General features: G+C 71.6%; 10 protein-coding genes. 6 read left to right on the forward strand and 4 right to left on the reverse strand.

All coding sequences use genetic code 11. The features are described from left to right. Positions 1 to 107 precede the first annotated feature (107 nt). The 3 genes from fabG to ABNT58_RS21510 all read right to left on the reverse strand — a co-directional run bounded on the left by fabG (position 108) and on the right by ABNT58_RS21510 (position 3,158). Positions 108 to 860, reverse strand: coding sequence for a 3-oxoacyl-ACP reductase FabG (fabG, locus tag ABNT58_RS21500; RefSeq protein WP_348755451.1), 753 nt, complete (start codon positions 858 to 860; stop codon positions 108 to 110). A gap of 85 nt (positions 861 to 945) precedes the next feature. Next, positions 946 to 1,659 carry a helix-turn-helix transcriptional regulator gene (locus ABNT58_RS21505; RefSeq protein ID WP_348755452.1) on the reverse strand — a complete coding sequence of 238 codons (714 nt, stop codon included), beginning with the start codon at positions 1,657 to 1,659 and terminating at the stop codon, positions 946 to 948. A 194-nt stretch (positions 1,660 to 1,853) separates the two neighbouring features. After that, entirely contained in the window at positions 1,854 to 3,158 is a 1,305-nt protein-coding gene (locus ABNT58_RS21510; RefSeq protein ID WP_348755453.1) for a lytic murein transglycosylase, read from the reverse strand. Between the two features lie 187 nt (positions 3,159 to 3,345). On the opposite strand from ABNT58_RS21510, the gene ABNT58_RS21515 reads away from it, so the two are divergent. Both ABNT58_RS21515 and ABNT58_RS21520 read left to right on the forward strand, forming a co-directional pair. Continuing rightward, positions 3,346 to 5,814, forward strand: a complete 2,469-nt coding sequence (locus ABNT58_RS21515) for a PAS domain-containing methyl-accepting chemotaxis protein (RefSeq protein WP_348755454.1) — start codon at positions 3,346 to 3,348, stop codon at positions 5,812 to 5,814. Further along, positions 5,811 to 7,256 (forward strand): chemotaxis protein CheW, encoded by a 1,446-nt coding sequence (locus ABNT58_RS21520; protein ID WP_348755455.1) that lies wholly within the window; start codon positions 5,811 to 5,813, stop codon positions 7,254 to 7,256. Before ABNT58_RS21515 ends, ABNT58_RS21520 begins: the two co-directional genes overlap by 4 nt. 18 nt (positions 7,257 to 7,274) lie before the next feature. On the opposite strand, the gene ABNT58_RS21525 is transcribed toward ABNT58_RS21520, so the two are convergent. Then, positions 7,275 to 7,577 carry a hypothetical protein gene (locus ABNT58_RS21525; RefSeq protein WP_348755456.1) on the reverse strand — a complete coding sequence of 101 codons (303 nt, stop codon included), beginning with the start codon at positions 7,575 to 7,577 and terminating at the stop codon, positions 7,275 to 7,277. 113 nt (positions 7,578 to 7,690) lie between these two features. Here ABNT58_RS21525 and ABNT58_RS21530 point away from each other — a divergent pair, with 113 nt between their 5' ends. From ABNT58_RS21530 to ABNT58_RS21545, 4 genes are read left to right on the forward strand one after another with little or no spacing between them, the layout of a single operon-like run. Next, positions 7,691 to 7,990: an iron uptake protein gene (locus ABNT58_RS21530; RefSeq protein ID WP_348755457.1), complete on the forward strand. Its 300-nt coding sequence runs from the start codon at positions 7,691 to 7,693 to the stop codon at positions 7,988 to 7,990. A gap of 18 nt (positions 7,991 to 8,008) precedes the next feature. After that, entirely contained in the window at positions 8,009 to 9,706 is a 1,698-nt protein-coding gene (locus tag ABNT58_RS21535) for a PepSY-associated TM helix domain-containing protein (protein ID WP_348755458.1), read from the forward strand. Further along, positions 9,699 to 10,010, forward strand: a complete 312-nt coding sequence (locus tag ABNT58_RS21540) for a DUF3325 family protein (protein WP_348755459.1) — start codon at positions 9,699 to 9,701, stop codon at positions 10,008 to 10,010. Before ABNT58_RS21535 ends, ABNT58_RS21540 begins: the two co-directional genes overlap by 8 nt. Before the next feature lie 39 nt (positions 10,011 to 10,049). Further along, on the forward strand, positions 10,050 to 10,229 hold the full coding sequence (locus ABNT58_RS21545; protein ID WP_348755460.1) for a helix-turn-helix domain-containing protein: 180 nt from the start codon (positions 10,050 to 10,052) through the stop codon (positions 10,227 to 10,229). Positions 10,230 to 10,311 lie beyond the last annotated feature (82 nt).

Consider the following 10,311-nt stretch of genomic DNA (forward strand, 5'->3'; position numbering starts at 1 on the left):
GGCCAGCAGTTGTCGCTTGTTCGCTTGCATGCGCTTGTCTCCGTGTTGTGCTGCAAGCAGTGTGGTGCGCCGCGGCCGGCGCGGCTGTCATCCCCGGTGGGGACACGTCAGATGGAAACTCCGCCACTCACCTCGATGCTGGTGCCGTTCACGTAGCTCGCGTCATCGCTCAGCAAAAAGGCGGTCACCGACGCCACCTCCGACGGCTGGCCCACGCGGCGCAACCAGCAGGCCTGCTCGATGTTGGCCAGCGCCGCCTGCGGAATGGCCATCAGCATCGGCGTGGCCACCGAGCCCGGCACCAGCGCGTTGACGCGGATGCCCTTGGGCCCCAGCTCACGCGCCCAGGTCTTGGTCAGGCCGATGACACCGGCCTTGGCCGCCGCATAGTTGCCCTGGCCGAAGTTGCCGTACACGCCGGTGATGCTAGCGGTGTTGACGATGGCCCGGCCCTGCGCGCCCTCCCGCGGCGCCAGCAGCGCCGGCAGCAGCGCCTGGGTGCAATGGAACACGCTCTTCAGGTTGACGTCGATCACCGCGTCCCATTGCGCTTCGCTCATGTTCACCAGCCGCGCGTCGCGGGTGATGCCGGCGTTGTTCACCAGGCCGTCGACGCGGCCGAAGCGTGCCAGCACCGCGGCCACCATCGCCTCCACCGCCGTCCGCTCGGCCACGTTCAGCACATGGGCCTCGGCCTGCGCGCCGCCCTGGCGCAGCTCGGCTGCGGCGGCCTGCACCGCGTCGGCCGACAGGTCGCACAGCGCCACCGCCGCGCCTTCGGCCGCCAGCCGCTGCGCGGTGGCCAGGCCGATGCCCTGCCCCGCGCCCGTGACCACGTACACCCTGCCTTGCAACCGCATGCCCCGCTCCTTGTGCCCAGTGCCAAAAAGAGCAGCCTATCAGCGCCGCGGCGCTGCCGTCTGTCCGCCCCGGCGGGGACGCGGCCTACGCGGCCAGCCCGCCCGCCACCAGCGCGAACAGCTCGTTGCGGTGGTGGATGCCCAGCCGGTCGAAGGCGCGGTCGCGGTAGGTCTTGACGGTGGCGGCCGACAGGCCCAGGTCGGCGGCAATGCCGTCGTAGGTCCAGCCCTTGAGCATGCGTTCGCACACCTCGCGCTCGCGCGGGGTCAGGGCCTGCATCACGTCGGGCCGGGCGGTGGCCAGGTGGCGCTGCACGCAGGCCAGCAGCAGGCGCGCGGTGGCGGCCACGGCATCGATCTCGTCGTCGGCAAACGCCGCCTGGCTGCGGTGCCGGTACAGGTTGATGGCCAGCAGCGCATCACCACCGTCGGCCGAGACGATGGACAAGCGCTCACGCAGGCCATGGCGGTCGTAGATCTGGGCGCGGTGCTCGGCCGGGATCTCGCGCGCGTCCCAGTGCACCAGCAGCGGCGCCTGGCCGCCGCCCAGGCGTTCGCGCGCGGCCTGGAAGGTCTGGTCCTGCCGATACAGCTGCTGGCGGTACACCTGCCAGCAATGCGCGGTGCCGTCGTCCACGCCAAAGCTGCCATTGGCATGGATGGTGGGCGGCGCATCGTGGAACAGCCGGTAGATGGACCACCAGCACAAGGGCATCCAGCGGTTGAGCTGCGCCAGCGCCTGCTGCGAAAAGCCGGCGTCGCCGATGGACGCCACCACGCCAGCCATGGCTTCGGGCATCGCGGCCACCTGTTGCGCCGCGGCGCGTGGCGCCCTTGTTTCCGTCGCGATGATCTGCATCTGCGGCCCCCGATCTGCTGCCCACCTGCGCCGCCGGCCGGCCGGCGCGGCGCAGCATAGGCCGGGGCGGCGCGGGCCGCAGACGGGGTTATCCCGCCTGGCGGGCGCACAGCGCCCGGCCGTGCCGGCAGCGGCTAAGGCTGCTGCAGCCGCTGCAGCTGCGCCGCGTCGGGGTAACCATCGGCCGGCAGGCCCACGCTGCGCTGCCAGCGGCGCAGCGCCTCGCGGGTGGCGGGGCCCATCACGCCATCGGCCGCGCCGGCATCGAAGCCCCTGGCCGACAACGCCGTCTGCAGCGCCCGCAGCTGCGTGCGAGACAAAGGCTGCAGGTCGCGCGGCCAGGCGGCCTGCACGCCCGGCCCGCCGTCGATCTGCTGCGCCAGCAGGCCCACCGCCAGTGCATAGCTGGTGGCGTTGTTGTAGCGCAGGATGGCGCGGAAGTTGGGCCCCACCAGAAAGGCCGGGCCGCGTGCGCCGGCCGGCAGCAGCAGCGCGGCATCCGGCAGCTCGGGCAGCGGTGCGTCGGCCATGCCGCGCACGCCTTCGGCGGCCCAGGCGCTGGCAGCCTGCCGCTGCTGGCCGTCGGCGCGGGCCAGGTCGAAGCCCGGCGGCAGCACCACTTCCACACCCCAGGGCTGGCCGGCGCGCCAGCCCGACTGCGCCAGGAAGTTGGCGGTGCTGGCCATCACGTCGGCCATGCTGCCCCAGATGTCGCGGCGGCCGTCGCCATCCGCATCCACCGCATAGGCCAGGAAGTTGGACGGCAGGAACTGCGTCTGCCCCATGGCGCCGGCCCAGCTGCCCACCATGTGCGCATGGTCGATGTCGCCGGCCTGGATGATCTTGAGCGCCGCCAATAGCTGGCCGCGGGCCCAGGCTTCGCGCCGGCCCTCGAAGCCCAGCGTGGCCAATGCGTCCACCGTGGGCGTGCTGCCGTAGTTGCTGCCGTAGTTGCTTTCCATGCCCCAGATGGCCGTGACGATGGCCGGCGGCACGCCGTAGCGGGCGGCGGCGGCATCGGCCTCGGCCCGCAGCTGGGCCAGCTTCTCGCGGCCCAGGGCCACGCGCTGGGGCGTCACCGTGTTGTCCAGGTAGTCCCACACGGGGCGGGTGAACTCGGGCTGTGCGCCATCCAGCTGCACCACGCGCGGCTGGAACTCGGCGGTGTCCAGCGCCGCGCGCAGCGTGGCTTCGCTGATGCCGGCCGCCAGCGCGCTGGTGCGGAAGCCCGCCACCCAGCGGGCAAAGCCCTCACGTTGTTGGGCCAGGTCGGCGGCCGCCTGCGAAGGGGCCGGCGCCACCGGCGGCCGGGCGCCTGAAGCCGGGGTGGTGGTGTCAGCAGCCGCGGCGGAGGGGGTGGAAGGCGGCGGCGTGGCGCAGCCGGCCAGCAGCAGCGCGCCGGCCAGGCCAAGGGCCAGCGGCCCGGGCAAAGAGGTCATGCGGGTCATGGCCCATTGTGGCGAAGGCCAAACCCGCGGCTGCTGATGTATCCACGCAGTTCACGCTACGTCGATCATCTATGACTCAAGTTTCGCCGCGGTGGGCCGATTTCACTCACACCTGCGCCTTGGCGCCATCTGGGCACCCAGCGCCGGCATGTCAGTTCACCAGCTTTGAGTCCCCACGATGTCGGTCCACACCTCCGCTGAAAACCAGGCCCTGCAGCAGGCCCAAGACCCCCTGGCACAGCGCGCAGCCGGGCTGCTGCACACGCTGATGCGCCATCAGGCCCTGGTGCAGTTCGACCTGCAGGGCCGCATCATGGAAGCCAACGAGCGCTTTCTGGCGCTGACGGGTTACGGGCCCGACGAACTGATCGGACAGCACCATCGCCTGCTGTGCCCGGCAGAACTGCCAAACGAAGCCGGCAGCGACGAGTTCTGGCAGGCGCTGGCCGCCGGCCGGCCGCAGCAGGGCGAATTCATGCGCCTGCACCGCAACGGCCGCATCCTGTGGCTGCAGGCCAGCTACCTGCCGGTGCCCAACGACCAGGGCTGCGCTGCCCACGTGGTGATGCTGGCCACCGACATCACCGCCGCCAAGCTCAAGGCGATGGAAGACGACGGCCGGGTGGCGGCCATCTCACGCTCGCAGGGGGTGATCGAGTTCGACCTGGCCGGCCAGGTGCTGGCGGTCAACGACAACTTCCTGGCGCTGACCGGCTACAGCCGCGATGAAGTGGTGGGCCAGCACCACCGCCTGTTCGTGGAGCCCGAAGAATCGCAGGGCGGCGCCTACCGCGCCTTCTGGCAGAAGCTGGGCAATGGCGAGTTCGACAGCGGCCAGTACCTGCGCGTGGGCAAGCACGGCAAGCGGGTGTGGCTGCAGGCCAGCTACAACCCCATCCTCGACCTCGACGGCCACCCCACCAAGGTGGTGAAGTACTGCACCGACATCTCGGCCGCGCGCATGGCCGCGCTGGAAACCCAGGCGCGCCTGGCGGCCGTGTCGGCCAGCAGCGGCCTGATGGAGTTCGACGCCAGCGGCCGCATCCTGCTGGCCAACGACCTGATGCTCAAGTCGCTGGGCTACGACCAGGCCAGCCTGGTCGGCCAGAGCGAAAGCCTGATCCTGTTCGACGAGACCCGGCGCGACCCCGGCTACATCGAGCGCTGGCGGCTGCTGCGCGAAGGCCGCACCGTGGCCGACGAGATCCGCCGCCGCGGCGCCGGCGACCGCGAGGTGTGGTTCAGCGCCGCGATGACGCCGGTGATGGGCCTGGACGGCCAGCTGGCCAAGGTGCTGCTGATCGCGCAGGACATCACCGCGGCCAAGCTTGCGCGGCTGGATGCGGCAGGCAAGCTCAGCGCCATCGACCGGGCGCAGGCGGTGATCGAATTCGACCTGCACGGCCATGTGCTGCATGCCAACGAGAACTTCACCAGCCTGACGGGCTACACGCTGGACGAGATCCGCGGCCGCCACCACCGCATGTTCGTGCCGCCGGCCGATGCGGCCTGCGCCGCCTACGAGGCCTTCTGGGAGCGGCTGGGCCGCGGCGAGTTCGAGGCCGGCGAATACAAGCGCGTGGGCAAGGGCGGCCGCGAGGTGTGGATCCGCGCCACCTACAACCCGATCTTCGACCCGCTGGGCCGGCCGGTGAAGGTGGTGAAGTTCGCCAACGACGTGACGGCCACCAAGCTGCGCGCGGCCGAGTTCGAGGCCAAGGTGCAGGCCATCGACCTGGGCCAGGCGGTGGTGGAGTTCGACCTCGGCGGCAACGTGCTGCATGCCAACCGCAATTTCCTGGCGGCCATGGGCTACACGCTGCGCGAGATCCAGGGCCAGCACCACAGCATCTTCTGCCCGCCCGACTATGTGCGCTCGACCGACTACCGCGACTTCTGGTTGCGGCTGGGCGAGGGCGAATTCATCAGCAACCGCTTCCACCGCGTCGGCAAGTTCGACCGCGACGTGTGGATCCAGGCCACCTACAGCCCCATCCGCGACCTCAACGGCCAGATCACCAAGGTGGTGAAGTACGCCTTCGACGTCACCAACGAAGTGATGCTGGAGCACCGCATCGCCGCCCAGAGCGAAGAGATGCGCCAGCGCGTGCTGCAGCTGCTGGACACCATCGGCCAGATCGCCAGCCACTCGGGCGTGGCGGCCGAGCTGGCGCAGCAGTCTTCGGGCGCCGCCAGGACCGGCGCCGAGGCGCTGCAGCAGGCGCAGGCGGCGATCGCGGCCATCCAGTCGGGCTCCAACCGGGTGTCGGAGATCGTGCGCACCATCGGCGACATCGCCGGCCAGACCAACCTGCTGGCCTTCAATGCGGCCATCGAGGCGGCGCGCGCCGGCGAGCATGGCGTGGGCTTCTCGGTGGTGGCCGGCGAGGTGCGCAAGCTGGCCGAGCGCAGCTCGCACGCCGCGCGCGAGATCGCGGCGCTGATCGCGCAATCGGCGGTGGAAGTCGAACGCGGCGCGGGCGTCAGCGCCCATGCGGCGCAGAGCTTCGAAGGCATTCTGAGCAGCGTGCAACGCACCGGCACCAGCGTGCAGGCCATCGCCGGCGCGGCCGAGCAGCAGCGTCACACGGCGCAGGAAGTCACCCGCATCATCCAGGCCCTGTCGGGCCCGGCGCAGGCGTCATGACCGAAGCGGTGCAGGCCCCGGTGGCAGCGCCCGGGCGTTACGGCAGCTTCTCGCTCGGGGCGCTGCGGCTGGCGCTGCCGATGACGGCGCTGCGCGAAGTGCTGCCGCTGGCGCCGCTCACCGCCCTGCCCTGCCAGGTGCCGGGGCTGCTGGGCGGCATCGACCTGCGTGGCCGCACGGTGCCGGTGATCGACTTGCGCAGCATGCTGGGCCAGGCCACCGCCCCCGCCGGGCAAGGGGCCTGCGTGGTGGTGATGGCGCATGAGCAGCCCTGCGGCCACCGCGGCCTGCTGGGGCTGCTGGCCGATGGGGTGGACAGCGTGTTCTCCGCCCGGCCCGAAGAAGGCTCGCAGATGCTGCCGGCCTGCGATGCGCCGCTGATTTTCAGCCACTGCATCACCGCCGACGATGGCCAGCGCTGCAGCGTGCTGCTGCCGCAGGCGCTGGGCGCGCTGTGCGGCGCGCCGATGGTGCCCGAGCATGCCGCCACCGGCGCCCCGGCCGGCATCGGCACCACCGGCCGCCCGGTGCCCACGCTGCTGCTGCGTTGCGACAAGGTGCTGATGGCCATCGACGCGGTGGCGGTGCAATCCACCCTGGCCGACCCGCAGCTGGACACCCACACCGCACTGGCGCAGGGCGTGTGCCGCGGCGTGGCGGCCAGCACCCTGGGGCCGGTGCCGGCGGTGGACCTGCTGGCCGTGGTCGGCCTGGCCGCCGGCGCCCGGCGCACGCCGCCGCAGGCGGTGGTGGTGCAGCTGCCCACCGGCCCGCTGGCCTTGATGGTGGACGAGGTGGTGGACATGGTCGACCGCGCGCCGGGCGGTGTGGTGCCGCTGCCGGCGCTGGCCATGCCGCAGCACACGCTGTTCCATGGCGTGATGCAGGCGCCGGGCGAGCTGCCCGGCACGCCGGTGATGCTGCTGTCCATCGAGGCGCTGTGCGCGCACGACGAGCTGCTGCGCATCGCCTCGGCCGGCCGACCGCCGGCCGCGCGCCAGGTGGCCGGCCCGGCCTCGGCCCACGCGGCCGACACCCGCGGCCGGCTGCTGGTCACCTTCGTGCTGGGCAGCGAAACCGCCACACCGCTGGACCAGGTGCGCGAGATCCTGTGCTACACGCCCGACCTGGCGCGCTTTGCCGGCAGCGGCCCGATGCTGGGCGTGACGCTGCACCGCGGCCGCGCCATCCCGGTGATGTGCCTGAGCCGGCTGCTGGGCGGCCCGCCGCCCGAGGTGACGCCCGCCGCCAGCGTGCTGGTGGTGGAAGTGGGCGGCGCGCCGGTGGGCTTTGCGGTGCCGGCGCTGGCCGCCATCGAACGCGCCCGCTGGCAGCCGGGCCAGCCGCGCCGCTCCATGGTGCTGGTGGGCGAAGCCGAGACCGAACGCATGCTGCCGCTGATCGACCTGCAGCAGATGGCGCAAGCGCTTCAGGCGGCCTGAGCGGCCGCCTTGGGTTTTTCAGTCCTCTTCGCCCGGCACGCCGAAGCGCGCCTGGAAGGCTTCGAGAAAGGCCTGTGACGCGCTGAGCGTCAGCGTCACCGTGTGCCAGCCGCCCTCGTCCTGCTGCTGCAGGTCGTGGTCCCAGTCGCCGCCTTCGTCCACCGGGCCGTGGCTGTGGGCAAACGCCTGCCAGGCCCAGTCCAGCACCTGCTCCACCTCGGCCTGCACGGCGGCCCGCTGGTCGGCCCGGGTGGAGGCCATGGCCTCCAGCGTGTGGATGCCGTCGGTGCTGTCGCTCAGGTCAAAGATCAGGTAGTTCACGGTGTGTCGTGGGGTGGTGTAAGGCCATGGTAGCGAGGGAGCCACGGGCAGCTTATAGTTGCGAATCGTTCTCACTCCGCTGCTGTGCCATCGCTTTCCAGCAGCCCCACCAGATGGCACACGCACGCCCGCCCGGGCCGCTCCACATCGCTTCACGCCTGCTGGCCGCCCTGGGCGGCAGCTATGCCTTCACCTACGGCGCCTGCGCGCTGGGCATCGTGCTGCTGGTGCGCGGCGGCATGGGCTTTGAAGAAGCGGAGAAGCTCGTCTTCCTGCTCGCCTTTCTGCTGTTCCTGGGCCTGTTCTGCTGGGCCTTCGCGGCCCGGCGGCTGCTGGGCCTGTGGGCCGTGCTGCTGGGCGGCGCAGCATGCAGCATGGCGGCCGCCTGGTGGCTGGCCCAGCCCCTGGCCTGATCTCACGGAGCCGCCGCCATGTTCTCCACCTTCCGCCAATCGATGGCCTGGATGCACACCTGGTTCGGCCTGGTGCTGGGCTTCGTGCTGATGGCCGTGTTCTTCTTCGGCTCGCTGTCGGTGTACGACCGCGAGATCGACCGCTGGGCCATCCCGGCCACCCGCTTCGAGCCGCAGCCGATGCCGTCCTTCGACCGGCTGCTGGAGCCGGCCTTCCGCCGCCTGCAGCCCACGGCGCTGACGATGGAAGAAGCCCGCAGCCGCAGCACCGGCGCGCTGCCGGCCACGCTGCCGCTGCATGAATGGGGCGCCTACACCACGCATCGCGACCCGGTGCTCACGGTGTGGTCGGGCTTCGAGGTGCCGAACCCGAAGAACCCGCATGACGACCATGTGTACGTGGTGGGCACCGTCGACCCGCGCACCGGCCAGGCCCTGCCTGACGACCGGCTGAAGCTGGGCAGCCAGTTCTTCTACCCGATGCACTACAGCCTGCACCTGCACTGGAAAGACCTGGGCATGTGGATCGTCGGCCTGGCGGCGCTGGTGATGCTGGCCGCGCTGGTCAGCGGCGTGGTGATGCACCGGCGCCTCTTGCGCGAGCTGTTCACTTTCCGGCCGCGCAAGCACACGCAGCGCAGTGCGCTCGACCTGCACAACCTCACCGGCGTGGTGGCCCTGCCCTTTCACTTCATGTTCGCGCTGTCGGGGCTGATCATCTTCGCGGCGATGTACTTCCCGATCGGCAGCACGCTGCTGCAGCCGCTGCACGACGCCCATGCCAAGGCCGAGGCCGCCCGCACCGGCCTGCCCGACGAGGCCGCCGGCATTCCGGCTTCGCTGGCTTCGGTGGATGCGATGGTGGCCGAGGCTCAGCGCCGCTGGGCCGCCCGCGGCATGGCCGGCGAGGTGGGCATGCTCACCGTGCACCACGTGGGCGATGCCAACGCCACCGTCAGCGTGTACCGCGCCGGCACCGACCGTGTGACGCTGACCGGCGAAGGCATCCACTTCAAGGGCCCCACCGGCGAGGTGATCCGCGAGGACGAACCGCCCTCGATGGTGGACGGCATCAACAACTTCATCACCGGCCTGCACCTGCAGCACTTCCGCCACTGGCTGCTGCGGGTGCTGTACTTCGCGGGCGGGCTGGCGGGTTGTGTGTGCATTGCCACCGGCTTCGTCTTCTTCGTGGAAAAGCGCAAGAAGCAGCATGCCGCCAAGGGCCAGGCCGGCAGCCGCGTGGTGGACGCACTGGCCGTGACCACCGTCACCGGCATGGTGGCGGCCACCGCTGGCGTGCTGGTGGCCAACCGCCTGCTGCCCGAGGCGCTGCCCGCCCGCGGCGACTGGGAAGAAGGCCTCTTCTGGGCCGCCTGGGTGCTGGCCTTCTGCCATGCCTGGTGGCGCACGGCGCCGGTGCGCCAGGCCCGCATCGCCCCCGCCTGGGCCGAGCAATGCGTGGCTATCGCCGTGCTGGCCGTGGCCGCCGTGGTGCTCAATGCCGTGACCACCGGCGACCACCTGATCAAGACGCTGGCCGAAGGCTACTGGCCGGTGGCCGGCGTGGACCTGGTGCTGCTGGCCACCGCCGCGGTGGCGGCCGGCGCCGCGCGCCACCTGCGCCGGCGCGCGCGGGCGGCGGCCCCGGCCGGTGCCGAGTCGGTGCCGGTGAGCACCGGCGCCACCCCGATGCCGGAGGCCGGCCATGCCTGAGTCCGCACTGCTGGCCGGCGCGCTGCTGTGCAGCTTCATCGGCCTGGGCTGGCTGGCGCTGGCGATGGAGGTGCACTGGCAGCAGGTGCGCCCCACCCAGGCCCCTGCGCCCGCCACCGCCCGCCTGCTGCGCACGCTGGGCGCACTGGCCCTGGCCGCCTCGCTGGCCCTGTGCCTGGCTGCCGACCACCCGTCGATGGCCGCGCTGGTGTGGGTCATGTCCCTGGCCGTCGCCGCGATCAGCCTGGCCCTGCTGCTGGCCTGGCGGCCGCGGTGGGTGGGGTGGCTGGTGGGGCCCAGGTAGGCATCGAGCAGCAGCGCTTGCGGCAGAGGTCTTTCACCAATGCTGCCGCGACGTCAGAGCACCGGCTTGTCCCAGTCGGAGTTTGCTTCTGCACTGAGCATCTCCAAGCGCACGCTGCAAGAGTGGGAACAGGGGCGTCGCTCACCGTCGGGTGCGGCGCAGGCCCTGATCCGCATTGCGCGCAAGCATCCCGAGGTGGTGCGCGAGGCGCTGTCGTAGACGTTGCGGCAGCACTTGGCGGCGAGTTGCCCGTCCTCAGGCGCCGGTGTCGGCCTGCAGGCCGGCGGCCTGCACGGCGGCC

The organism is uncultured Aquincola sp. (genome assembly GCF_964001545.1).
In the GTDB taxonomy this organism is placed as follows: Bacteria; Pseudomonadota; Gammaproteobacteria; order Burkholderiales; family Burkholderiaceae_C; genus Aquincola.

Bases quoted from the DNA above. Each gene is read 5' to 3' on its own strand.
- fabG (WP_348755451.1), bottom strand. From the start codon at position 860: ATGCGGTTGCAAGGCAGGGTGTACGTGGTCACGGGCGCGGGGCAGGGC.
- ABNT58_RS21515 (WP_348755454.1), top strand. From the start codon at position 3,346: ATGTCGGTCCACACCTCCGCTGAAAACCAGGCCCTGCAGCAGGCCCAA.
- ABNT58_RS21520 (WP_348755455.1), top strand. From the start codon at position 5,811: ATGACCGAAGCGGTGCAGGCCCCGGTGGCAGCGCCCGGGCGTTACGGC.
- ABNT58_RS21505 (WP_348755452.1), bottom strand. From the start codon at position 1,659: ATGCCCGAAGCCATGGCTGGCGTGGTGGCGTCCATCGGCGACGCCGGC.
- ABNT58_RS21540 (WP_348755459.1), top strand. From the start codon at position 9,699: ATGCCTGAGTCCGCACTGCTGGCCGGCGCGCTGCTGTGCAGCTTCATC.
- ABNT58_RS21510 (WP_348755453.1), bottom strand. From the start codon at position 3,158: ATGACCTCTTTGCCCGGGCCGCTGGCCCTTGGCCTGGCCGGCGCGCTG.
- ABNT58_RS21545 (WP_348755460.1), top strand. From the start codon at position 10,050: ATGCTGCCGCGACGTCAGAGCACCGGCTTGTCCCAGTCGGAGTTTGCT.
- ABNT58_RS21530 (WP_348755457.1), top strand. From the start codon at position 7,691: ATGGCACACGCACGCCCGCCCGGGCCGCTCCACATCGCTTCACGCCTG.
- ABNT58_RS21535 (WP_348755458.1), top strand. From the start codon at position 8,009: ATGTTCTCCACCTTCCGCCAATCGATGGCCTGGATGCACACCTGGTTC.